This is a genomic window from Halobacteriovorax sp. RT-2-4 (assembly GCF_047085445.1).
In the GTDB taxonomy this organism is placed as follows: Bacteria; Bdellovibrionota; Bacteriovoracia; order Bacteriovoracales; family Bacteriovoracaceae; genus Halobacteriovorax_A.
Window position 1 is genome coordinate 609,393 of record NZ_JBKIXY010000001.1, and the last position, 23,382, is coordinate 632,774.

21 protein-coding genes are annotated in these 23,382 nt (G+C 36.8%); 14 read left to right on the forward strand and 7 right to left on the reverse strand.

The genetic code is table 11. From position 1 onward, the window contains the following. Window positions 1-49 precede the first annotated feature (49 nt). Complete coding sequence (locus ACMAYL_RS02775; protein WP_392991674.1) at window positions 50-1,828, forward strand: S41 family peptidase; 1,779 nt, start codon at window positions 50-52, stop codon at window positions 1,826-1,828. 15 nt (window positions 1,829-1,843) lie between these two features. Here the strand turns inward: ACMAYL_RS02775 and ACMAYL_RS02780 are convergent, their stop codons facing one another. Further along, complete coding sequence (locus tag ACMAYL_RS02780; protein WP_103217456.1) at window positions 1,844-2,671, reverse strand: SAM-dependent methyltransferase; 828 nt, start codon at window positions 2,669-2,671, stop codon at window positions 1,844-1,846. A 157-nt stretch (window positions 2,672-2,828) separates the two neighbouring features. Continuing rightward, window positions 2,829-4,937 carry a hypothetical protein gene (locus ACMAYL_RS02785; RefSeq protein WP_412470710.1) on the reverse strand — a complete coding sequence of 703 codons (2,109 nt, stop codon included), beginning with the start codon at window positions 4,935-4,937 and terminating at the stop codon, window positions 2,829-2,831. Window positions 4,938-5,260: 323 nt separating this feature from the next. Between ACMAYL_RS02785 and ACMAYL_RS02790 the strand changes: the two genes are divergently transcribed. Continuing rightward, window positions 5,261-6,004, forward strand: a complete 744-nt coding sequence (locus ACMAYL_RS02790; protein ID WP_103217458.1) for a glutathione peroxidase — start codon at window positions 5,261-5,263, stop codon at window positions 6,002-6,004. 36 nt (window positions 6,005-6,040) lie between these two features. On the opposite strand, the gene ACMAYL_RS02795 is transcribed toward ACMAYL_RS02790, so the two are convergent. Beyond that, window positions 6,041-8,215: a glutamine synthetase III gene (locus tag ACMAYL_RS02795; RefSeq protein ID WP_103217459.1), complete on the reverse strand. Its 2,175-nt coding sequence runs from the start codon at window positions 8,213-8,215 to the stop codon at window positions 6,041-6,043. Between the two features lie 79 nt (window positions 8,216-8,294). Next, window positions 8,295-8,453, reverse strand: a complete 159-nt coding sequence (locus ACMAYL_RS02800) for a hypothetical protein (protein WP_158246831.1) — start codon at window positions 8,451-8,453, stop codon at window positions 8,295-8,297. Window positions 8,454-8,504: 51 nt separating this feature from the next. On the opposite strand from ACMAYL_RS02800, the gene ACMAYL_RS02805 reads away from it, so the two are divergent. After that, on the forward strand, window positions 8,505-9,077 hold the full coding sequence (locus ACMAYL_RS02805; RefSeq protein WP_412470711.1) for a 4'-phosphopantetheinyl transferase family protein: 573 nt from the start codon (window positions 8,505-8,507) through the stop codon (window positions 9,075-9,077). Here the strand turns inward: ACMAYL_RS02805 and ACMAYL_RS02810 are convergent. Next, window positions 9,074-10,816 carry a M61 family metallopeptidase gene (locus ACMAYL_RS02810; RefSeq protein WP_103217461.1) on the reverse strand — a complete coding sequence of 581 codons (1,743 nt, stop codon included), beginning with the start codon at window positions 10,814-10,816 and terminating at the stop codon, window positions 9,074-9,076. The genes ACMAYL_RS02805 and ACMAYL_RS02810 overlap by 4 nt on opposite strands. 117 nt (window positions 10,817-10,933) lie before the next feature. Here ACMAYL_RS02810 and ACMAYL_RS02815 point away from each other — a divergent pair, with 117 nt between their 5' ends. Further along, complete coding sequence (locus tag ACMAYL_RS02815) at window positions 10,934-11,371, forward strand: HesB/IscA family protein (protein WP_412470712.1); 438 nt, start codon at window positions 10,934-10,936, stop codon at window positions 11,369-11,371. A gap of 3 nt (window positions 11,372-11,374) precedes the next feature. Further along, the gene (locus ACMAYL_RS02820; protein WP_103217463.1) at window positions 11,375-12,175 is read left to right on the forward strand and encodes a LysR family transcriptional regulator; all 801 of its coding nucleotides are present in this window, start codon (window positions 11,375-11,377) and stop codon (window positions 12,173-12,175) included. A gap of 29 nt (window positions 12,176-12,204) precedes the next feature. Here ACMAYL_RS02820 and ACMAYL_RS02825 read toward each other — a convergent pair whose 3' ends face one another. Both ACMAYL_RS02825 and ACMAYL_RS02830 read right to left on the reverse strand, forming a co-directional pair. Beyond that, window positions 12,205-12,702, reverse strand: a complete 498-nt coding sequence (locus ACMAYL_RS02825) for a hypothetical protein (RefSeq protein ID WP_103217464.1) — start codon at window positions 12,700-12,702, stop codon at window positions 12,205-12,207. A 128-nt stretch (window positions 12,703-12,830) separates the two neighbouring features. Further along, on the reverse strand, window positions 12,831-14,558 hold the full coding sequence (locus tag ACMAYL_RS02830; protein WP_412469645.1) for a DUF6178 family protein: 1,728 nt from the start codon (window positions 14,556-14,558) through the stop codon (window positions 12,831-12,833). 228 nt (window positions 14,559-14,786) lie between these two features. Between ACMAYL_RS02830 and ACMAYL_RS02835 the strand changes: the two genes are divergently transcribed. From ACMAYL_RS02835 to ACMAYL_RS02875, 9 genes are read left to right on the forward strand one after another with little or no spacing between them, the layout of a single operon-like run. Further along, window positions 14,787-15,491, forward strand: a complete 705-nt coding sequence (locus ACMAYL_RS02835) for a Crp/Fnr family transcriptional regulator (RefSeq protein WP_412470713.1) — start codon at window positions 14,787-14,789, stop codon at window positions 15,489-15,491. 52 nt (window positions 15,492-15,543) lie between these two features. Further along, complete coding sequence (locus ACMAYL_RS02840; protein ID WP_412470714.1) at window positions 15,544-17,988, forward strand: heavy metal translocating P-type ATPase; 2,445 nt, start codon at window positions 15,544-15,546, stop codon at window positions 17,986-17,988. Continuing rightward, the gene (gene ccoS / locus ACMAYL_RS02845; protein WP_103217468.1) at window positions 17,988-18,164 is read left to right on the forward strand and encodes a cbb3-type cytochrome oxidase assembly protein CcoS; all 177 of its coding nucleotides are present in this window, start codon (window positions 17,988-17,990) and stop codon (window positions 18,162-18,164) included. Before ACMAYL_RS02840 ends, ccoS begins: the two co-directional genes overlap by 1 nt. Before the next feature lie 8 nt (window positions 18,165-18,172). Then, window positions 18,173-20,326 (forward strand): cytochrome-c oxidase, cbb3-type subunit I, encoded by a 2,154-nt coding sequence (gene ccoN / locus ACMAYL_RS02850; protein WP_103217575.1) that lies wholly within the window; start codon window positions 18,173-18,175, stop codon window positions 20,324-20,326. Window positions 20,327-20,328: 2 nt separating this feature from the next. Continuing rightward, on the forward strand, window positions 20,329-20,529 hold the full coding sequence (locus ACMAYL_RS02855; RefSeq protein ID WP_021267131.1) for a cbb3-type cytochrome c oxidase subunit 3: 201 nt from the start codon (window positions 20,329-20,331) through the stop codon (window positions 20,527-20,529). Continuing rightward, the gene (locus ACMAYL_RS02860; protein ID WP_158246832.1) at window positions 20,522-21,133 is read left to right on the forward strand and encodes a cbb3-type cytochrome c oxidase N-terminal domain-containing protein; all 612 of its coding nucleotides are present in this window, start codon (window positions 20,522-20,524) and stop codon (window positions 21,131-21,133) included. The genes ACMAYL_RS02855 and ACMAYL_RS02860 overlap by 8 nt, the downstream gene beginning before the upstream one ends. Window positions 21,134-21,157: 24 nt before the next feature. Next, window positions 21,158-22,561: a cytochrome c oxidase accessory protein CcoG gene (gene ccoG, locus ACMAYL_RS02865; protein WP_392991655.1), complete on the forward strand. Its 1,404-nt coding sequence runs from the start codon at window positions 21,158-21,160 to the stop codon at window positions 22,559-22,561. Next, entirely contained in the window at window positions 22,545-23,258 is a 714-nt protein-coding gene (locus tag ACMAYL_RS02870; RefSeq protein ID WP_412470715.1) for a sulfite exporter TauE/SafE family protein, read from the forward strand. Before ccoG ends, ACMAYL_RS02870 begins: the two co-directional genes overlap by 17 nt. Then, complete coding sequence (locus ACMAYL_RS02875) at window positions 23,249-23,380, forward strand: hypothetical protein (protein WP_412470716.1); 132 nt, start codon at window positions 23,249-23,251, stop codon at window positions 23,378-23,380. The genes ACMAYL_RS02870 and ACMAYL_RS02875 overlap by 10 nt, the downstream gene beginning before the upstream one ends. The last annotated feature ends 2 nt before the right edge of the window (window positions 23,381-23,382 follow it).

Sequence of the window (23,382 nt, forward strand, 5' to 3'; positions counted from 1 at the left end):
ACTTGCGCAGGCCTCATTGCTATTTTTCTCCATTCACAAAAGGAGCCCAATGAAGACAATAATGTCCCTACTACTATTAAGTTTCATGGCCGTTTCAAGCTATGGAATGCAAATTAATAAATCTGCTTTTTCTGGCAAGAATTTCTGGTACATCGATCAAATCGATCGAGTTGAGATTATTACAGATCTATACAAGCAAACAAAAGCTGAATACGCCCTGTGGGAAGTGAAGAAGAAGCGCATCGGTGTTGACGGAGATAAGATATTTAAAGAAGCAATTGAAGCTGAGCAAACAATTGCTGACGTTGATGATGCTGTTTCACAAGCAAGAAGTAATATGGAGTTCTACGATCGTGCAAGAAAGTTAATTGCTAACTTTCAAGATACACACTTTGGACTAAGTACTCATATTGCAGCTCCATGGATTGTATCAGGTTTTAATACAAAGTTAGTTGAAGCTAGCGGAAAAGTAATCATTGCCTCAAAATACGGTAAGGTTATTGAAAAATCAGTTATTGAAACACAAAACTACTACATTAATAAGATCGAATTAGGTGATGAGCTAATCAGTGTTGACGGTGTAAAAGTAAGTGATGCAATTGATGCACTTATGCCTTACATTGACGCATCAAGTCCTGCCTTTGCAAGATCAAGAGCTGCTGCAATGTTAATTGAGCGCTACTTTCTATTTCCAACAAGGCCATATTTTGACATTGAATTTAGAAGTGCAAAAACACAAGAGACTCACAAGGTTCGCCTACCTCTATACTACTCTGGTGATACTAGTATCGTAAGAAAGAAAGATATTTCATTCTACCTTGATCAAAAAGGTTTCTTAAAGTTAAAAGAGCTTCGTTTTAAATGGGATAATCAACAGAGAACTTTTGTAAAAGACACAAGTCTAAAAGTAGATACTTTACCAGAAGGCCTTCCAAAAGGTGCTATTGAATTAGAAAACTGGACATCAGCAAATGGTGGTGGAAGCCCTATCGTTCACTCTGCTCTAATTCTTAAAGATGCAAAAGCATATGCTTATATGCAGGTAAACTCTTTTTCAGTATCAACAGTATACTTTAAAGGTGAGCAGCTTTCTTTTATCGAAGCACTTAGAAAAAATATTAAATTCTTTAAAGCACAAAACTTAGATCTTATTTTAGATATTAGAAATAATGGTGGTGGTAATGGTGGCTACCCTGCTCAACTTCTTTCTATGCTAACAGAAGCAGATAAAACATACCCAAATGCTACTTGGGCCTCAGCAGTTACTCGTTATATGAGACAACTAATTGAGTACTACGGTGTTGAAGAAATCTTTAAAGACATTGATGGAAGTGATTGGACAATGCAATCTGATGCTTTCTTTGAAGCTGCAAGTGAAGGAAGAATGCTTTCTCGTGCAACTCAGAATATTGATATTACAGCTGACCCACAAGTAGGTGGATATGATGGAAAGATCGTTGCTCTAGTTTCACCAAATTGTATTTCAGCGTGTGATATTACAAGTATTCTACTGCAAGGCTCAAAAAGAGCGAAATTAATAGGTACTCATGCAAACGGTACTGGTGCAGGATACCGCTCAAATGACGTGTATAACACGCAATTTAAGGACCGCTATAACGTGTTTTCAACACAGATCCCAAATATGCTATTTGGATACGGTGTTGAAGGTCACCAATTTGGTAATCTCTTAGGAATTGACTCTGCTTATGAGTTAAATTCTGAAAACGTTCCAGTTCAGGCCGATATTAATTATGTTGAGACAAAGAAAGACTTAACTAATTACATGTCAGGTTGGATTGAAAAAGCAATTGAAGTTTTAAACCAATAAAAAACATAGGCCACGCTATTTGCGTGGCCTTATAAACATTCCGATTTCTCTTCGATGCGAAGGAAGATGACAGACAGAGACTTCATACTTCTTATCAGCAGTAAATACCTTTATCCAATCATCAACCTTTTTAAGATCATTAATTACAGGTGTCTTAATAGTTAAGAAAGCACCTTTAATATTCTTATAAAAGTCCATTATACGACGCGACTGATTCGTATTTAAATCTCCATTCAAGTTTAAATCTGAAATGAGCCAGTCACAGTGCTTTGGTAGCTGTGCCCTAGTCACATCAAAGACACTCTTTTTAATATGTGAGAATTGATCTCCAAATTTTTCTGAAATAATTGGATCCATAAGCGCCGGATCAACTGAGACAAGCTTGGCCCCTTTTTCGAGGACATAGTATGAGATTCCACCTGGAGCACTTCCTATTTCCACAATCTGATCTTGCGCACTAATCTCTTCTTTATAAAGCCTAAATGCTTGGCACGCCTTATGATAGGCCCTAGCAGGAACCTCATCAGAAATTTCACTCTCCGTTAAAGAGAAGGTATCGACAGGAGTGATAATAGTATCAAAGTGCCAAAATTGATTTTCCCCCACTCGAATATACTCACCATCAAGAGGGATCTCATTATATTTATCGATAAAAGTCGCCTGTCTACGTGCAAAGGCAACAGGCTTTTTAATAAGCTGTGTTTCGTAATTATCTGGCCCCTTCATGCTAACAAACTCTTTGTTAGAAAAGCTTAGGTGAAGCTTGGGGTGCTTTAGCTTAATTTCTTCTAAAAGAAGATCTTTAAGTTTTGGATGATAGAAGAATAAGTAAAATGTGTTCATAAAAGCTATAGTAGCATGAATAGATAGCTTGGGATAGAACAACTGGCTTCTTAATAGAATTCTAATAAATAGGCATCTTCTCGATTTTTAAAAATGTGGCATAAAATGCCAAGAAATTGGGACGCCCAAAACAAGGGCGTCCACAACGTTATACATCTTATAAAGATGCTGGTGATCTTAGATTTTCTTTAATTTGAAACTGCGTAAAAATATTCTCTTTATTAACACCTTCAGAGTAGAAGTTTTGATAAGGAATATTCCCATTTAAATTTGCACTTACACTACCTTTATTAGGATGTGATCCAAATAGACGTGTCAAAAGATGATCATTTTTAATCTGATTATTTACATTATATGCAATATCTTTAAAACGCCACAGCGGTAGTTCATGCTTATATTTTGCAAATAACTGTTTAGAACCAATTTCCATACATGCTGCAATCATTGACCTTCTCTTAGATGGCCTAAAAATATATTTCCAACGATACTTCTTCTCACACTTCTTTTTAATCTCAGAAGTGTAATTGCCAGTCGACCACTCCTTTAAAAAGTCTGCATACGAGTCATATAATTTATGACGACAGCTACTAAATAGTGAGCGAAGCTTCACGAAAATATTTTTCGATTTTCCTCCACACGCTTCTTTGAAGACATTGTAGATTTCATCTGAATTACGATTTAAAAAATTAGCTATATTTGAATTATCCATCGTAATAGTTGATGTAAATTCCGCCGGAGCTCGGACTTGATAATTATCAAACATCGAGACAAAGTTTCCATAGCTATTTGTACGGGCCCTAACAAGATCCCTCATTTTATCTTCTGTCTTTGACACTGCCCAACTATAGTCCTTATTAACCTTACTTTGCTGATCAAAAGTCATCGTAAATACGTTACTGCTGAAGATATCAAAGTCTCGTCTAGCATGAATCAGTTCTTCTTCTGACTGATAATTTATATTCACTTTCTTCGATTCAACACGGTCATTAGAAACTAATTGATCGTAACCAATAAGCTTACCTAAGACGGCCCCTAGTAATTTAGAGAAAATATTTTGAGTATAAGATAGTCTTTCATAACGATGAGAGAAGAATTTATAAACTCTCCCATCCTTAACAACCTCAGTTGACTCAGTTTGAGAGTTCTTTACTCCACCAATGATGAAAGCAAGATACTTCGATTCTTTTAATTCCTTCTTACGGTTTTCATAAGAAGTAATATTACTCGCAAGTGTTGAGTAATTAAATTTACCAAAACGCACAACGCCTTTAAGCTCATTTAATTTCTCACTATTGTTTAAATCATCAACATATAAAGACATATATGCTTTATATGACTTCTCAAAGCTATAATTAAAGTCATAACGAAATAAAGTAAGTCTAATTAGATTTAAGAAATCGGCCATTAAAGTAATATTGGCACCTGCAGAGATTAACTTTGAATCCTCAGCGCTTAATCGAATCATCTCATTGGCCTTAGCATTATCAGCTGGCCCTAGACGTTGAATCTCAACAGTTGATTTTCTTTCGTACTTTGCAAGAGCACCAGCAGCGACACCAATTCCTTGATAAGAAGCAGTGGCGGCTGCACCAGCAGCAAATGTAAGCGCATCTTCCTTTTTGATAAAATCATAATCACCAAGTTTAGAAAAATTCTCCGGCCTTAAATACTTATACATAAAAAAGAGACGATCAAATTTTGTTTGAAGTGCATCCTCTACATTATTTGCAAAGTGATTAAATCTCATTGTTCTCTTTAGGGAAAGATTACTATAAGACTTTAAGACAGATGGAGATATATTAATGATCCCCTTTTGTTGTAGTGCACTTAAGAAGTTTCTAGCTGAAATTTCAATAACCATCTCATCATTAACGAGGTAGCGATCTTCATCAAATAAGGAAGGTGCCGCACTTCGGTTAAAGAGAACTTTAAAACCATGAAAATCTCCAGCATGGCGCCAACCGACAAGATTAACTCCACCAAAGAAGCCATTGGCATCATGACTTAGACGATCACCAATTGCCTGATAATTGGCCTGATAATTATCATAGATTTGTCGGTAAATTGGCGAGATATCGGCCAAGTCCGTACTTGAAAATTCTGTTTCTAATTTATGATTATCAACAGAAAAATTAGAAAAAGTAACAGCTTCAACGACATCATCTTGCGCAAGAGCAATCGACGTCTTTGTATTAAATAAAAATGTGAAAATTAAGAGAATAAGTGTTTTCTTCACTCTGTCCTCTGTATTACTTTTTAAGTTCACCACGTCCCCCTTTAGTGATTACCCAATACCCAAGGCTCACTAGCGGAAAAGAAACGGGAACGAACGTGCAATACAGATTCTTTTAGCCTAAAAGGGATTCTACGTTCATTATTCGACACGATGCAAGAAATTCTTATTATTTATTGTCATTCATCAAGTTTTGAATAGTTACCCAGAATTTTTAATAGATTTTGCTTATCTTAAGTTAATTTTAATTTAATAGAATTATTAGGAGATAGTGCCGATAATAAAGACAAGACAAAAGTGATGACCTATTGTTATGGTCAACTTAAGTAAACTAAACAAAAACAAGGAGAATTATAATGGCATTTGAAAGTATTGATGGAAAGCAGGTTCCAAAGACTTCTTTTAAGATTTTTAAAGATGGTGGCCTAGTTGACCTAACATATGATGAAGTATTTAAAGGTAAGCGAGTTGTGGTTTTTTCACTACCTGGTGCATATACACCAACGTGTTCATCAACTCACCTTCCTCGTTACAATGAGCTTGCTGGTGCAATAAAAAAAGAAGGTGTTGATGCTATCTACGTCCTATCTGTAAATGATGCATTTGTTATGGATGCTTGGATACAAGATCAACATGCAGATGAAATTGGTGTCTTACCAGATGGCAATGGTGAGTTCTCTAAAGGAATCGGACTATTAGTAGATAAGTCTGATATTGGATTTGGGGCAAGAACGTGGCGCTACTCGATGGTGGTAAATGATGGTGTTGTTGAAAAATCATTTATTGAACCTGATAAACCAGGTGACCCATTTGAAGTGTCAGATGCTGATACAATGCTTAAGTACTTAAACCCAGAGGCGAAAGCACCAGAGGCAATTGCTATTATCACACGTCCAGGTTGTCCACACTGCCACCGCGCTAAAGAGCTTCTAACAGAAAAAGGGCATAAGTATAACGAGATCATACTTGGGCAACATACTTCTAACCAGTCACTATTTGCTATCACTGGGCAAACGAAGGTTCCACAAATCTTTATCAATGGAGAAAGAATTGGTGGACGAGATAAATTAGAAGAATTAAATGAGCAAGGAAAGCTTTAAATAAAAAAGGCCGCCTATTGGCGGCCTTCTACATTATTAAATCAAAAATAACATTTCAAAATAAGTTGGCACTGGCCATAAATCATCCGGAATAATACTTTCAAGACGTCCACAGTGATCAGCAATCATCTCACTAATAGGCATTAACTCATAAGCTAATGAATGGGCCACTTTTTCTTCATCATGTACATCACTTAAACCTGCCAAGGCATTCTTAAGATTTCTATTTTGCTCAAAAACAGCTTCTAAAGAGAATTGTAGATCTTTTAGAATTTCTGTTTCTACTGACGCTTCGACTTTAATGGCCTTTGAAGCAGCAATTGATGCGGTTAACTTGGCCTTGTAATTAAGTGCCGCAGGGATAACTAATTGGTTAACCATATTTGAAAGAGTACCAAATTCGATATTACGTTTCGTGATATATGTTTCCAGAAGTACATTGTAGCGAGTATCGAGTTCTGATTCACGATAAATACCATGCTTCGTTAGAAATGCTGTCTCTTGTCTATCGACAAGAACATTTAAGCTATCAGCTGTTGTTTTTAAATTAGGAAGTCCTCTTTTTTGGGCTTCTTCAAGCCACGCTTGAGAGTAGCCATCACCGTTAAAAATAACATCCCAAGACTCATTGATAAATGTGTGACAAATATCAAGGAGTGCTTGATCGATAGAAACACCATCACGAATCTTTGCTTCTAGAAGATTATTTGCTTCTTCTAAAACTGCAGTTACGGCACCGTTTAGAATTGTCAGAGGAAAACCAATTGATTGGTCTGAGCCACAGGCACGGAATTCAAATTTATTTCCAGTAAATGCAAATGGTGAAGTACGGTTTCTATCAGTGTTATCCTTTGGAAGCTTAGCAAGTGCACCTGCACCTAGATCAAGAATCGTTTGTGACTCAGGAGAGAATTCCTCACCTTCTTTAATTGCTTTAAAGATTCTTTCAATTGTTGAACCAGTAAAGACAGAAATAATTGAAGGAGGGGCCTCATTAGCACCTAGGCGGTGATCATTACTGTGAGAAGCAATTGCGGCCCTTAAAAGTTTAGCATGGCGATGTACTGCTGCAATAACAACAGAAGTAAAAGCCAAGAAACGATAGTTTTGATGTGGTTCACTTCCTGGGTCAAGAAGATTAATTCCCGTATCACTTGCTAGTGACCAGTTAAGGTGCTTTCCTGAACCATTGATACCGGCAAACGGCTTTTCATGTAAAAGCGCAACAAAGCCATGACGAATGGCCACATTTTCAATCATGGCCATTACCATGTGATTATTATCAGCTGAAACGTTAGCATCTCTAAAGATTTGAGCAAGCTCAAATTGTCCTGGTGCAACTTCATTATGACGAGTTTTTGCAGGAATTCCTAGTTTATGAAGTTCATAATCTAGCTCTTCCATAAAAGCGAGCACACGCTCATTGATGGCCCCAAAATAGTGATCATCTAATTGTTGATTCTTTGTTGAAGGAGCTCCAAAAAGAGTACGTCCTGTCATCACAAGATCTTCTCTTAAATTATAGTAATTCTTATCAATTAAAAAATATTCTTGTTCTGCACCACAAGTTGCAATGACTCGTTTAACATTCGTTTCACCTGATAGGTGAAAGAATCTCTTTGCGGTTTCACCCAGGGCCGAAACTGAACGAAGAAGTGGTGTCTTCATATCAAGGGCCTCGCCGTGATAAGAAACAAAGGCAGTTGGGATACAAAGAGTTTTTGATTCACCTGTACCAATTAAAAACATTGGAGATGTTAAGTCCCAAGCAGTATAGCCACGAGCTTCGAAAGTAGAGCGAGATCCACCATTTGGAAAAGAAGATGCATCTGGCTCACCTTGAGTTAGCTGAGACGCTGATAACTTTTCAATAGGTCTTCCAGTTGAATAGTCAAAATCTAAGAAAGCGTCGTGCTTTTCAGCAGTTGATCCAGTTAAAGGCTGAAACCAGTGACAAAAGTGAGTTGCACCTTTATCAAGGGCCCACTTTGTAACGGCCTTTGCAACGATCTCGGCCTGGGCCTTAGAGATATGAGAGTTTGAATGTATCGCCTCGTTAATTTCTTCTTTAATTGAATCAGGGATTTCCTCTGCCGTTTGAATATCAAACGTATTTTCACCATAGTAGTCTGTTACTTTTTGGTGCTTACCTGATTTGTCTCTGGGACGTAGAAAATTTAAACCTTGAATTAGATTACTTGGGACACTCATTTACTTCCTCTCCGTGGCAGTATAGATGGATAACTCCCTATATTATAAGGACTAAAGAGGATTTGTGTCCAATGAAAATTTATTTCTTGATTGTGATTGCTTGAGAGTAAACTTGCGTTTTAAACACCTGATTATGATCAATTTCGGCCGCCTTGATTTTGGACATACAAAGTACACATCCTGCCATTAAAACAAAGATCATTTTTACGATTGCTTCATATGCATCCGGTGGTAACATTGCTAACTCCAAAAGTTTAGGCTAATTTAATTGACTTAATATTAGAGCATAATGGCAAAAGAAATGCTGATGAGCAACAAAAAATTCATGCGAAGTACATTTTTATACCTTGGCCAAGAGGAGCTACCAGAAGGCTTCATGGCCGACAAGCGCAATGACTTTAGACTGAGTCGTTATTGTTTATCTTCATTAACTGGCCTTAAAGATATATCTATTATCAATCACTTACATTTAGATAATCATGACAATATGCTAGTCTCAATTAGTCACACGAAAGAGCTTGCGGCTTGTGCGCTATGCACAAATAAAGATGTTAAGTCAGTCGGTATTGATATTGAGTGGTCTGATCGAAAAATGCGTGAGGGAACTTTTAAGTATTTTGTCTCACATAAAAGAGAACTAAATATACACTCTCCTCTTGAGATCTGGTGTATTAAGGAAGCGGCCTTCAAGGCCTACTCACCTTTTCATGATGATGAAAATGAGAAGATATTGGTCTTAACTGACTTTGAGATTTTAGAAAAGGGAGTTCTTAAAGGGCCCAAGGACAATAAGCTTGTCTATGAAATCATCGAAGAGAAATATCAGGGCAGGCCCTTTAAGCTTGCCCTGAGTGAATATTAAAATAAAAAGCTTTCTAATTTCTTTTCATCTTCGATATTTATTTCTTTAATCTCTCTAAGACCGTTTCCAAGAGTAACTCTTAAAGTCATCAACTTCCCTGTGCGAGCAATTAAGAAATCAACTTGATCATTTTCTTTATACATCTCGGCCATTGTATCGTAGGCCTTCTTATCAAGTCTTAATGAGTTAAGAGCAATAAGTTCATCACCTGCATTTAGTCCTGCTTTATACCCACAACTTTCTTGGCGAATTGACTTGATGATAAGCTTTCCACCTTCTTCGGCCACTGTTGCACCAATATCTAGCTTAGGAGTTGTCCACTCAACACTAGCACCCATGCGCTTTAAGTAATCTTCAAAATCAATTTCTTCAACACCTTCAACAAGAAGTCTAAATTCATCGCTAATATTTTTAGAAACAAGTCCTTCTAGGATTTCGAAGAAGCCTTCTTTTGTAATTCCCACAGCAGGTCTTTCTTTATAATCCGCCCATAGAGCACGAACAAGATCGTTGATTCCCTTTCCTTCATTCTTCATCAGTGTATTAAGAATAAAGAAAACAAGCCCACCTTTTAGGTAATAGCTAACAGATGAGTTTTTAAAGTTTTCACCAGCACGGTAAAGTTTAATCCAGGCATTGAATGATGAATCTTCAAGAGAGTGATAACCACGCCCAGGAGTGCCAAGGTAATTGTTAATATTCTTCTTCATACACTCTAAGTATTCTTTTAGAGAATAGAAGCCACTGCGATAAGTGATAAGCTGATCAACAAAGCTAGTCATCCCTTCCGTTAACCAGTGCATACGAGTGTAGTTTTCATTTTTATAATCAAATGGCCCAAGCTCAACTGGACGAATTCTTTTTACGTTCCAAAGGTGAAAGTATTCGTGAGCAACAAGTTCCATATACTCTTTATAGCCTTTCTCTTTTGCTAAATGGAATGGACAAAATTGTAGTACCGTCGAGTCTAAGTGCTCAAGTCCACCAAAGCCACTTGGACTTAAGTGAGTGATAAAATAATAGTGATCGTAAGGAAGCTCGTCCCCTACTATCTTTGCAGTCTCTTCAACGATCGTCTTAATATCATCATTAAGCTTATCCATCACTTCTTGTGAAGATTGAGCATGAGCAAAATCTCCATAGAAAGCAATATGGTGTTCTTTATTTTGGTGCATGAAACCATAAGTCTCATGGCATCCAATCTCAATTGGAGTATCAAGAAGCTCATCAAAGTCTTGCGCTTCATAGATAAAATGATCTCTTTTTTCAGAAATATCTTTTAAGGCCGTTGTTACTTTTGACCAAAGTGGATTAATTTTAATTTCTACATGTGACTTACCACTTTGCCCCTCAATGCCAAGAAAAACACTTGGCCCATGTAAGAAGGCATGCGTGTTATCAACATGAGAAGTACGCACAGTTAATTCATGACAATAGATACTATAGGCAATTCTTATTTTTCCATCTTCACCAAATGAAGTCGATTTAAAACTTGGGTGAGTAAGATCAACTCTCCACTCATTCTTTGAAACTTGTTCATGGAAAAGACGTTGTCCTTTCGAATCTTCAACCTTGATTTCTTTAATATGACGAGAGTACTCTCTCATTAAATAAGAGCCTGGCGACCAAGAAGGCATAAAGAAGCGAACTTCATTTGAATTTGTATCCAGCACTGCATCTAAAGAAATATTAACTAAGTGAGTATGGGGATTTGGAATATCGATTATATATTTAAGCATTTATCGCTCCTTTCATAAGCTTTCGTATTCTACCAATTTATTTCAAGAAAAACCTCTTGAAAAGGATTCGTTTAATTGCTAAAAGCCCTCTAACAACACAATTTAATGGAAAATCTAATGGAAAATCAATCTGACAACGCACAGCAGTCTGAGCATTATAATATTGACCGCTCACAAGTTGTACTACCACAACTTTCTTTTACTCAAGTAGCACAAGATCAACTCAATCTTATGCTTGAAAATGATTTCACACTACAAGGAAAGTACTTAAGAATCCTTATTAGTGGTAAAGGTTGTGAGGGATTTAAGTATTCAATTGGGTTCCATAACTTAAATGACGATGATTTTCTAATTCCTGTCCCTTGTATGGATATCGAAGTTATTATTGATCCATTTACGGCATTTTATCTTGGTGAAACTTTAATTGATTACCAATTTAATTATATTAATGACGAAGAAGGTTTTGTTGTAACTAATAAGCAACAAGAAGAATTCCAAGGCAAATTCTGGCGTAAAGATAAGACAAAGATTCCTCCTAAGGCAGAGGCCCTGTAAGCAATGGACTATCGTTACCTAAAGGCGTTTACTCTTACGGCAAAATACTTAAGCTTTTCAAAAGCTGCCGCAGAGTTGAAGATTGCTCAATCAGCAGTTTCAAGACAAGTAAAACTCCTTGAAGAATCGATGAATGAAGAGCTTATTATTCGTTCAAGTAAGAAAGTTATTTTAACAAAGAAGGCCAAGCAACTTCTAAAGTCTATCGACCAATTTGAAGATAGCCTTGGTAATATCTTTGAAACCACTCAAGAGCGTCCTGTACATATCGGGATTCTAGATGGACTACTAGTTAACTGGTTTAACCCTATCCTTGCAAAGTATGCAAAGAATTATAAAAGAGATATTTTCATTCACGTTGCCGATAGCCCAGCACTTAGACGTGGGATTGAGGATGGTATATACGATATTATCTTCTCAACAGATAATTTCCAATCAGACCTAACGTCATCTTTAAAATTATTTGAAGAAAAATTTGTGATCATCTCAAATGAAGTAATCAATAAGAGGAAGCTTCACGAGTATACGTGGATTGTTTTTAGTGAACTTGACCACCTTCATAAATTATCAACAAAGGCGCCACCAAAGAAGATCGTTGTGGACTCTCTAGAGAGTATCAAGGCACTTGTAAAGCATGGTGTGGGGATTGCTGTTGTACCAGATCATACATTATCGAAGCACGATAATTTTACGACAGAGCAAGTAAGTGGCCTAAAGAATATGAATATCTATATGACTACTTTAAGCTACAAGAATCAACCGGCATTTCTAAAAGAATTTATTAAGATTTTAAATACGAAATAAAAAAGGCGAACATTTAGTTCGCCTTTTTTTTATTTTCTTTTGATGTCTTTGATTCCAACAACACCAATTAGGAATACTTTGTTTGAGATGAAATGAAGAGTTTTAGTTCTTCTATTTTCAAAATTAAAGAGCCAATCTTCACCAACTCTTTCTACAGATGCAGAATACTTTTTACGACTATCATTTACTCCACTATAAAGAGTATCGATTTCGATATCACCACCATCAGAAGGGTTTAAGTTACTAACAGTGATCTTAACAACATCGCGATCGCTTCTTCTTACAAGAACAACACCTTTCATCACTTGTTCGAGAGAATATGTTTCATTTCCAATGATTTTTCCCTTATCAGAGAATTCTTTTTTATAGACTGATGTCACCTCTCCCATTTCTTCATCAACGTTAACACCTAGATGATAGAAGCTCTGATCCTCGTCATTTGTGATATGAACAAGCTTAACCTGAGCGGCCATTAGTGATGTTGTTGTGACAACTGTTAAAAGAAGTAATTTCATCAATGATTTCATATTCATCTCCCTCTCAAATTGATACGGCATATTGCCATTAATCACTTGTTAATGGGAGAGAAAATTTTACAACTATGTAAGAAAGACAACTCTTCAAACATTAGTTGTAACTAATAATACATATTAGACTAACTTAAGGTGTTAAAAATAATAGGCCCACCAACGTGCTTAAACTCATCATCACGAAGATTTTCAAATTCGTAACCCGTTAAATGGTCGTGTAATATTTTCAGGATATACTCATTAATATTCTCAATTTGATCAAGTCCAAAGGTTTGAGCAAAGCCTGCAACCTTTTGGGTAATGTAATCATTTTGAAAAATACCTGAGCTAAGGTTAGATTTCTTAGAAAATTCTCTAAACTCTTCAATTGAAACACCCATTTTGCGAGAGTCATCTTTGTCAAACTTATCAAGACTGTAGTTAATAAGAGTTGAGAGGATGATGGCCTCAAAATCAATTGAGTTAATATCGTAGTTTAAATAGAAGTTATCAGAAAGCATGCCATCGTCTTTAAGAGATAAATAAGTCTCTTTAAGTGTTTTAATAAAAGGCATCAACTCAATTAGAAGCTTACACTTGCTTTGTAACTTTCTCCAGACTTCAACATTGTTAACAACAACAATCTTATTGTCATTGTCACGATACTTCACAAGATCACTAAAGAAATCATCTAGAAATAAATCAAAAGAAGCACCTAAAAAATTCTCTTCAGTATCTTCAAAGAGATGATTTCTTAGCGCCTTTTTCACATCCTTTTGCAGAATGCGAATGAGCGAATTTCCAATCTTATAAATATCAGTAAAATCAAAGTACTCAAAAATACTTTCATCAGCAAAGTTTCGGATATCTTTAATATAAGACATTCCAAGAAGGATTAATTCTCGGTTCTGATTCCCAATACGAGTCATAGCAACAGGGCCATCTTTTAAAACCCCATAGTACTCCATACTTGCATTAAGCATGCGAATAAAATTGAAATGTAGGTAGCTAAAGCGCTTCTCATCTTGAACCTTATTCAGCTCCTCGTGAATACTTGCAGCATTCTTTTCAAAGGCAATAATCGAATTTTGGTGAAGTGTTTGAAGTTTACCTTTTGTCGAAATATTACCAGTTAGAGGCTGTTTTTTGTTAATGAATAAATCAATATGGCCAACAGAAGGAAATGGGTTAACCACTTGTAGGGCCTCGAAATAATCAACGAAGCCAAAGTCTCTTAGCCTTTCTTTCTTATCTTGATACTGATTCTCATTGTAGATCATATAGTCTTCAGAAATCATTTTAAAAAGATGCTGGTAAGCAGCTTCCACTCCAACTTCAGTATAAAGGTCTTTGATAAGTTGGCGTACTTCATCGACAACTTCATTATCTTCATCAAATTCGAATAAAAGAAGATTATCTTCAGTTAGAAAGTAGTTGTCGTGATCATCTGGATAGAGAGGATCTTCAACATCAAAAGTCCAAACATTGAAGCGTCCTTTAAGAAATAAAATGAACTGATCCGATTTTACAAATTCATAACGAATTTCTTCATCAGGACACTTAGCAACTGTACTTACCCATGATGTGAATTCATTGATATCAAGTTCATCTTTTGTCCAAAGGTCAATATCATAGAAAGTTTCTCTCTGCTCTTTAGACAGAAGCTTAAGAGCGTGAGATTTGACTTCAACAGGCAGGGCCTTAATTGAGACATAAAGTGGCTGAACAGGTAGCTTTTCAAGGCTTTCTCCTTTAGAGATGTAGCTATTAACTAACTCCATCGAAGTATAGGCCTTAGACTCTTTAAGAATTAAAGAAATAACGTCAGTAGTCGCTAAATTATTACTCTTATTGTCTTTCTTATTGTCGCTCATTTTGTCCACCAATATTGTCAAATAAGCCTTTAATTTAAGCTATTTAACTTAAGTTGTTAACCTAAATCTAAAGTTTGTACTGCGATACAGTAAATTACTAAAAATATTAAGAAGAAAAACACCTTCTAACACGAAAACATGATATTCGTCATATTATTTCCCCTATAACTTATTTAATTTAGATATATGAAGTGATAAGATTGGTTTAACCAAGAAAAGGTATAAATTATGGAAAAGAAACAGTGTGTAGATTGCCCATCAAGAGAGTTAGGGATTTTCTGTGGGTTATCAAATGAAGAAGCCGCTAAAGTATCACTTACTGCATCTTCATTAAGGTTTAAACGTGGTGAAAAGCTGTTTTCGCAAGGAAACCGCCCAGCAGGTATCTACTGTGTACAATCAGGAAATATCAAGCTGACAAAAACAGGCTCCGATGGAAAAGAGACAATTGTGAGAATTGCTCAACATGGAGATGTTATTGGCCACAGATCACTATTCACTGCTCAAGACTTCAATGGAACAGCAACGGCCATTGATAATGTTTCCGTATGTTTTATTGATAAACCAAGTTTATTAAAACTAATCAATGATAAACCAGCAATTGCGCTAGAACTAATTAATAAGTTAAGCCGCGACATGGGAATTGCAGAAGAGCGCTCAAGTGCTTTCCATCAAAAAAATGTTCGCGAGAGAATAGCTCAACTTCTACTCGATCTTGCTAAGACTCATGGTAACGTGCTTATCAATGGTGAAATTCAAATCGAGCTAAAGCTTACAAGAGAAGAGATGGCCACAATGATTGGAACGGCCAATGAAACTCTAATTCGTATTATTTCTGAATACAGAAAAGACGGTCTTATTGATCAAAATGGTAAGTTAATCATTATCAAGGATGCCGCTGAATTAGAGAAGAGAGCTGAAGGCGTTTATTAAAGTTTTACTATTTTAAGTTTATAAAAAAAAGATAACTAACAAGAATGTAGAGATGGATATCCAAAGTATCACAAGCAAGAGACAGGCTTGCGAGGCACAAGTGTGCCTTCACTGCTCTGAAGAAATTGCCCCTGGTGAGCTCATCACTAATGAAAGAGATGGCAAATTAGAAAAGTTTTGTTGCTATGGGTGCATGAGTGTCCACTCTCTTCTTCTTAGTAATAACCTTGAAGATTTCTATCGCTATCAAAATGAGCAAGGCTCTCAGGCCAATAGCCTAAAAGAGCGCCCTACGACATCTGCCAATAAATTTGAATACATGGATAGCGAAGCTTTTATTCGCGAATACATTACAATTGAAGGAGATAAGCTTAAAGTTCACTTTCTACTTGAAGGTGTCCACTGCTTTGCTTGTATCTGGTTAATTGAAAGAATCTCAAAACTTGAAAACTCAGTTATTGAGGCCCAGGTTAATATTGGAAATAATTTAGGTAGTTTCACAATTGATACAAAAAGACCGTATTCAATTGCAAAGCTTGCTGCAACTCTTGCGCAACTTGGCTACACTCCTCACCCGTTTAATATTGAAAAAGATCAAGAAAAGAAATTAAGTGATCGTCGCGATATTCTTCAAATTGGAGTTGCAGCTTCGGCCATGAGTAATATCATGATCTACGCTGTTTCAAATTATGCCGGGGCAACTGGAGATTACGTAAAATTATTCGATGGAATAAGCTTTGCATTTTGTCTTCCAGTGATTCTTTATAGTGCTAGGCCAATCTTAGTTAATAGTGTCAGTGCTATTAGACTTAGAAGTACTAATGTCGATATTCCACTAGCAATGGCAATTGTCTTTGGCTTCATACTGTCGGCAATTAATTTCTTTAGAGAATCTGGACCTGTATACTTTGATTCAATCACAACACTTATATTTCTGATTTTACTGTCACGCTACTTTGTAAAGATGTTGACTCAAAAATCAATGTCGACAAAAGGCATCTCCTCTCTATTTCTAAACACTGGAGTTAAGAAGATTGTTGGCGATACAATTAAACATGTCTTCTCTAATGAAGTTGAGGTTGGTGATCAAATTCTTTTTGAAGAAGACGAAAGAATTATCTACGACGGAAAGCTTGCAAGTGAAAAAGCACTAATTCTAAACTCAATTAATACAGGAGAGAGCCGCCCACTTGTTGTTAATAAGGGAGACTTCATAGCAGCAGGTGCTGTAAGTTTGAGCAATGACCTCAAACTTGAAATTAGTGCAATTGGAACGCAAACAAAACTAGGTAAGAACCTATCTGCAATTGAGAATAATACAATCGTAAAAAACCCTGCCAATGTATGGGCACAAAAAATTTCACGCTACTTCACAATTGGAATTATCGTTCTAAGTATCGTGGCACTTATTCAAGGTCTTTATACTGGAGACGTTTCAAAATCATTTGAAGTCATCCTAGCAATTTTAATAGTTGGATGTCCCTGTGCCTTTGCTATGGCCACACCAATTGTTGTTGCGACTAGAATTAATAAGCTTAAGTCGTATGGTATCTATGTTAAAAACGAGCTAAGCCTAGAAGAGTTAAATAATGCAAAGAATATTATCTTTGATAAGACTGGTACTCTTACAAAAGGAAAGTTTGCAGTAAGTAGTTTTACAAATCAATCTGATCTAAGTGATGAAGAAATCCTTGCTTTAACATTTACTCTTGAAAGAGCGGCCCAACACCCTATTGCTTTTGCACTAAAGAAATATTCAAAACAAAAACTATCAAATACTGATCTCTCTAAGTACGAAGATATAGTTGCTGAGGTGATTACAGGAAAAGGTGTTAAGGCACAAATCGAAGACACAACTTACTTTATTGGCAAGGGCATACTTGATGCAGAGATTGCCCTTTTTGCTGATGAAGTGATTATTGCCACTTTTAAAATTGAAGACAGCATCAGACCTGAATCAAAAGAGCTTGTGAACTTCTTGCAACAAAGAAATATTGATATTCACCTATCAACTGGTGATGATTCAGAGATGGCAAAAAAGATAGCGAGAGAAGCTGGCATCAATGAGGCAAGTCTTTATATTGAACAAAGCCCGGAACAGAAGCTAGAGCTTGCTAACAGACTCGAAAATGTTGTCTTTGTGGGTGATGGTGACAACGATGCTCTTGCCATGATTAAGTCTAATGTATCAATTGCAATTGGTGCACAAGCAGACATTGCCCTTAGAAGCTGTGACATTTATATGCCACAAGAAGACTTAAACCTCATAAAGGTCTTATTTAAAGTTGCACGTAATGTGAAAGGTACTTTACGCCGTAATATTATGTTTGCAGTTACTTATAATATCGCAGGAATAACATTGGCGCTAATGCATATCATTACTCCACTACATGCGGCGATTTTAATGCCAATCAGTTCATTAACAGTTCTTCTTTCAAGTACACTTCCGTTAATTGGATTTGATAAGAGAATGTTAAAAAATAAAGGAAAAAGCTGATGGAAGTCATTATCGTTCTACTACCGATTGCAATATTCTTAGCAGTAGGATTTCTGTTGTTTTTTATTTGGGCGACTAAAACGGGTCAATATGATGACTTAGATACGCCTTCTATTAGAGTTTTATTTGAAGAAGAGAAAAATAATATTGTTCACAACCAAAAAAAGGAAGAATGATTATGAGCATGAGTACAAATGCCAATCTAGAAGAGTTCTCGTATAACGATAAGATATCGAAAGCTTTTCTTATGGCGACAGTTTTCTGGGGGGCGATTGCACTATTTATGGGTGTCTTTATTGCTTTCCAATTGGCCTATTGGAAACTTAACCTAGGTATAGAATGGACAACTTTTGGCCGTCTAAGACCACTTCACACAAATGCTGCGATTTTTGCATTTGTTGGAAACGGGATGTTTCTGGGAGTTTACTATTCAACTCAAAGATTATGTAAGGCAAGAATCTTTTCAGATTTCTTATCTTGGGTACACTTTTGGGGATGGCAGCTGATTATTGTTTCAGCAGCTTTAACTCTACCTCTAGGGATTACAACAGGGAAAGAGTATGCCGAGCTAGAATGGCCAATTGATATTGCCATTGCAGTTATTTGGGTAGTCTTTGCTGTTAACTTCATTGGTACGCTAGTTAAAAGACGTGAACGTCATATGTATGTGGCCCTTTGGTTCTACATAGCAACAATTGTAACAATTGCTGTTCTTCACATCTTCAACTCTCTTTCTGTTCCAGTAAGTTTTTTAAAGTCTTATCCAATTTATGCTGGTGTACAAGATGCGATTGTTCAATGGTGGTATGGGCACAACGCTGTTGCCTTCTTCCTAACAACTCCGTTCTTAGGGATCATTTACTACTTCTTACCAAAAACTGCTAATCGTCCAATCTATTCATATAGACTTTCGATTATTCACTACTGGTCTCTAGTATTTATTTATATTTGGGCAGGTCCTCACCACCTTCTTTACTCATCTGTTCCAGATTGGGTTCAAACACTTGGTATGACTTTCTCAATTATCCTATGGATGCCTTCATGGGGTGGGATGATCAACTTCCTTCTAACACTAAGAGGTGTTTGGGATAGAGTTAGAACTGAGCCAATCTTAAAGTATTTTGCTACGGCCGTTACTTTCTACGGTATGGCAACTTTTGAAGGTCCACTACTTTCAATTAAATCGGTTAACTACATCGGTCACTTCACTGACTGGGTTGTTGGTCACGTGCACGCTGGTACAATTGGTTGGAACTACATGCTAATTGTTGGTGTTCTATACTACTGTGTTGAAAAACTATGGAAGACAGAATTATATTCTAAGAAAATTGCTAACGCTCAATTTTGGTTAGCAACAATTGGTCTTCTACTTTATATGATGTCAATGTGGGTAGCTGGTATTACTCAAGGATTAATGTGGCGTGCAGTTGATGCTACAGGGAAACTTGTTTACCCTAACTTCATTGAAACTGTAATCAAAGTTATTCCAATGTACTGGGTACGTGCATTTGGTGGTGTATTCGTTCTACTAGGTTTCTTCTTAATGATCTTCAACCTATGGATGACTTATAAGAAATCAAAGTATGTAAACAAAGACAAAGAAGAATCAGAAGAAGTATTTAAAGCGGCACCTATTTCAGCTCACCCTGAAGATGCAAATGCTGAAACTCACAGAAAGCTTGAAGGGCTTCCTGTTACTTTTACTGTTCTAACTTTAGTTGCAATCCTTGTTGGTGGAGCAATTGAAATTATTCCTTCAATGCTTTCAAACAAATTTGTCGAAGTAGACCCTAGAGTAAAACCATACACTCCACTAGAGCTTCTTGGTCGAGATATCTTTGTTAAAGAAGGATGTTACGTTTGTCACTCTCAACAAATTCGTCCAACTGTTTCTGAAAAGCTACGTTATGGAAATCCTTCAACTGCAGCAGAATCTGTATACGATAGACCATTCCAATGGGGATCACGTCGTATCGGTCCAGATCTTGCACGTGTAGGTGGAAAATATAATGATATGTGGCACTACCGTCACATGATTAATCCACGTGAAGTGACAGCAGGCTCAATCATGCCTAACTACGACTGGCTAACTAAGAAGAAAGTTAACTTCAAAATGCTTCCAAAGAAAATGGATGTTATGGTTGCACTAGGAACTCCATATAGTGAAGACGAAGTTTCGAATGCTATTGATCTTGCAATGGAGCAAGCAACTCAAATCACTAAGGGATTAAATGAGTTTGGTGTACCAATGAAGATGCAAGATAAAGAAATCATCGCACTTATTGCGTATCTACAAAGACTTGGAATTGACACAAAAGAAACTAAGTCAGAGGAATAGAGATGAAATCTGAAGTAATGCAAAATATGCCGTGGGAATGGATGCCAGCAGTGTCGCTATTCATTTTTGCGGCCATCTTCTTAGGGGCCTTCTTCTGGTCAATGAGACCGGGCTCAAAAGAGCTTTATGAAGAAGTTGCCAACAATGCACTTTCTGACGGCGAAGCAGTCGTTAATGAAAACAAAGGAAGCAACAATGACTAACGAAAATAATAAATCGAAACAGGAAAATATCGTACTTGAGGATGAGAAAGATCTTGTTATGGATCATGAGTACGATGGTATTCAAGAGCTCAACCACCCGCTTCCAAGTTGGTGGACTGGGGTTTGGGCCCTATCATTCATTTTCTCGATACCTTACTTTATGTACTACGTACTAATGGATGGACCAACACTGTTGGATACATACAAGGTAGAGATGGCTGAAATGCAAAAGATCATCGATGCAGAAGCAGCAAACACTGCCAACTTCGATATTCAAGCATACGACAGCTACGTGGCCACACCTGCTGCAAAAGAGCTTGGTAACACTGTTTTTATTGAAAACTGTGCTGCCTGCCACTTAGATGATGGTGGTGGGGACATCGGTCCAAACTTAACAGATAAACATTGGATTAATATTACTAAACTTGATCCAGAACAAATCTATAAGTTTGTTGTTCATGGTAATGAAGATAAAGGGATGCCTGCTTGGGGAGATATCTTAAGCAAGGAAGACATCATGGCCGTTACTGACCACGTATTAGCACTGCAAGGAACTACTCCTGCAAAAGCGAAAGAGCCACAAGGTGAGCTACTTAGCGAATAAAATTAGAATTTGAAAGAGAAAGAAATGGCAAAGAAATCACAATTTGAATTACACGAATCAAGACTTGGTACAACTGACGACAGTGGACACCGCGTCTTCCTGTTTCCAGAAGAAGTAAAAGGTATCTGGAAAACCAGGCGTGAGATATTCTATTGGTTTCTTATTTTTGTCTATCTAGTCTTGCCGTGGATATATATTCAAGGAGAACAAATGATTCTCCTTAATATCCCGGCCAGAGAATTTTCATTCTTTACATACAAATTTTATGCCCACAATGCGCCTATTTTAATATTTGTGATACTCGGTTTTCTTTTCTTTATCGGGTTTATCACAAGTATTTTTGGGCGCGTTTGGTGTGGTTGGGCATGTCCACAAACAGTCTTCATTTCATCAATTTTCCTCAAGCTCGAGGCCCTAATTGAAGGAAAGCCAAGAGCGAGAAAGAAACTTGCAGAAGGCCCTTGGACAAAAGAGAAACTTATTAAAAAATCTCTTAAGTGGATTGCTTTTCTTGCAGTCTCACTACATATCTCACATACATTTTTGGGATATTTCGTAGGTACTCATCACCTACTATCAATAAGTTTTCAAAACCCAGCTGAGAACTTCACACTATTTACGATCATGCTTCTCATCACAACAATTGTCCTTCTAGACTTTGGTTGGTTTAGAGAGCAGTTTTGTATTATCGCTTGTCCATATGGAAGAATGCAGTCTGTAATTATGGATGAGAACTCACTAGCAATTCTTTACGATGAAAGACGTGGAGAACCAAGACGTCAGCCAGGAATGAAACCTGAAGAACATGGTGATTGTATCAACTGCTATGCTTGTGTAAAGGCCTGTCCAACAGGAATTGATATCAGACGAGGTGTTCAACTAGAATGTATCGCTTGTACAAACTGTATTGATGCATGTGACGACATCATGTTAAAAACGAATCGCCCGACAGGACTCATTCGTTACGACACTCAAAGTAATATTGAAGGAAAAGGGCGCCATATTTTCTCAATTCGAAATATTAGCTACCTAGTTGTTCTAATTGGTCTACTAATTGGATTTGTTTATAGTGTTTCAATGTCACAAGGAATCACAACAACAGTCCTTAGAGGTCCAGGAACACCATTTACAGTAAGTTCACCAACGACAACAAGAAACCACTTTCATATTGTAATTGAACAAAGTGGTGAGATTGTTGAAAGAAATATTGAAATTGCAGTTGAAGGGATTAAAGAAGGCTCTTACGAAATGAAGATGCCCAGAAATCCATTCATCTTCAAATCAAACCACGAAAGAAAAATTGTCTTCATTGTTTTTAATAATGATGTACTAACTAACGGAAGCTTAAAGTTTAATTTCATTATAAAAGATCTCGACACAAATGAAGAGATCAAAAAAGAGGCGGTTTTAGTTGGACCAACTAAGTAGTCTGCAGGGAATTTCACCTTATGTAATCATAAGCGCAGGTCTGACAATGGGACTTGTTGCAAATTTCCACTGTGTGGGAATGTGTGGTGGAATTACCATGGCCGTCTCTAAGTCCTTTAGTCAAAATATGTCCTACCAAGTAGGCAGACTATTGGGCTACATGGCCACAGCACTGGTTATTCCGGTGCTTGGCTTTACAATCCTTGATATAAAATCAAATCCATACCTCATGCTCTTTTCAGGGCTAAGTATTGGATTGATCTTAATCTGGATGGGACTTAAAAGACTTTTTAAATTTTCAAATTTCAAATTAGCTCAAATAGTCTCTCAAAAATTACACAATCTAAATGCAAGGCTTTGGCCAAAGATATCAAAGAAAGTAGGAAATAAACCTCACATCTTTAATTTTTCAATTGGAGGTATTAGTGTTCTACTTCCATGTGGGCTATTATGGGCGATGTTAGCACTTGCAATAAGTGCGGCCTCTCCAACACTTGCGGCACTCTTTGTGTTCTTCTTTTGGCTAGGAACACTACCAGGACTTCTCCTTGGGCCAAGTGCGATTAGGAAAATAAAATTTCCAACTCGTATTCAAGCTGGAGTCCCTTACTTATTTTTAATTATTGGAACTGCCACAATTGTCTATCGTGTGTATATGATGTGGAGTCCAGCGGCAGGAGCGCCAACATGTCACTAAAAAAAATGATAACAAAATTCTTTCAAGACCCAGAGTTCTATGCATTTAACTTTCTGATCTTTACAGTCATCATCTTATTTCCATGTCTACTAGTTGCTTTAACTATTAAATACTGGTCTTAGTA

What these genes read in the sequence shown, in the direction of transcription:
- ACMAYL_RS02775 (WP_392991674.1), top strand. Translation starts at nt 50, where the DNA reads ATGAAGACAATAATGTCCCTACTACTATTAAGTTTCATGGCCGTTTCA.
- ACMAYL_RS02780 (WP_103217456.1), bottom strand. Translation starts at nt 2,671, where the DNA reads ATGAACACATTTTACTTATTCTTCTATCATCCAAAACTTAAAGATCTT.
- ACMAYL_RS02790 (WP_103217458.1), top strand. Translation starts at nt 5,261, where the DNA reads ATGGCATTTGAAAGTATTGATGGAAAGCAGGTTCCAAAGACTTCTTTT.
- ACMAYL_RS02795 (WP_103217459.1), bottom strand. Translation starts at nt 8,215, where the DNA reads ATGAGTGTCCCAAGTAATCTAATTCAAGGTTTAAATTTTCTACGTCCC.
- ACMAYL_RS02800 (WP_158246831.1), bottom strand. Translation starts at nt 8,453, where the DNA reads ATGTTACCACCGGATGCATATGAAGCAATCGTAAAAATGATCTTTGTT.
- ACMAYL_RS02805 (WP_412470711.1), top strand. Translation starts at nt 8,505, where the DNA reads ATGGCAAAAGAAATGCTGATGAGCAACAAAAAATTCATGCGAAGTACA.
- ACMAYL_RS02810 (WP_103217461.1), bottom strand. Translation starts at nt 10,816, where the DNA reads ATGCTTAAATATATAATCGATATTCCAAATCCCCATACTCACTTAGTT.
- ACMAYL_RS02815 (WP_412470712.1), top strand. Translation starts at nt 10,934, where the DNA reads ATGGAAAATCAATCTGACAACGCACAGCAGTCTGAGCATTATAATATT.
- ACMAYL_RS02820 (WP_103217463.1), top strand. Translation starts at nt 11,375, where the DNA reads ATGGACTATCGTTACCTAAAGGCGTTTACTCTTACGGCAAAATACTTA.
- ACMAYL_RS02825 (WP_103217464.1), bottom strand. Translation starts at nt 12,702, where the DNA reads ATGAAATCATTGATGAAATTACTTCTTTTAACAGTTGTCACAACAACA.
- ACMAYL_RS02830 (WP_412469645.1), bottom strand. Translation starts at nt 14,558, where the DNA reads ATGAGCGACAATAAGAAAGACAATAAGAGTAATAATTTAGCGACTACT.
- ACMAYL_RS02835 (WP_412470713.1), top strand. Translation starts at nt 14,787, where the DNA reads ATGGAAAAGAAACAGTGTGTAGATTGCCCATCAAGAGAGTTAGGGATT.
- ACMAYL_RS02840 (WP_412470714.1), top strand. Translation starts at nt 15,544, where the DNA reads ATGGATATCCAAAGTATCACAAGCAAGAGACAGGCTTGCGAGGCACAA.
- ccoS (WP_103217468.1), top strand. Translation starts at nt 17,988, where the DNA reads ATGGAAGTCATTATCGTTCTACTACCGATTGCAATATTCTTAGCAGTA.
- ccoN (WP_103217575.1), top strand. Translation starts at nt 18,173, where the DNA reads ATGAGTACAAATGCCAATCTAGAAGAGTTCTCGTATAACGATAAGATA.
- ACMAYL_RS02855 (WP_021267131.1), top strand. Translation starts at nt 20,329, where the DNA reads ATGAAATCTGAAGTAATGCAAAATATGCCGTGGGAATGGATGCCAGCA.
- ACMAYL_RS02860 (WP_158246832.1), top strand. Translation starts at nt 20,522, where the DNA reads ATGACTAACGAAAATAATAAATCGAAACAGGAAAATATCGTACTTGAG.
- ccoG (WP_392991655.1), top strand. Translation starts at nt 21,158, where the DNA reads ATGGCAAAGAAATCACAATTTGAATTACACGAATCAAGACTTGGTACA.
- ACMAYL_RS02875 (WP_412470716.1), top strand. Translation starts at nt 23,249, where the DNA reads ATGTCACTAAAAAAAATGATAACAAAATTCTTTCAAGACCCAGAGTTC.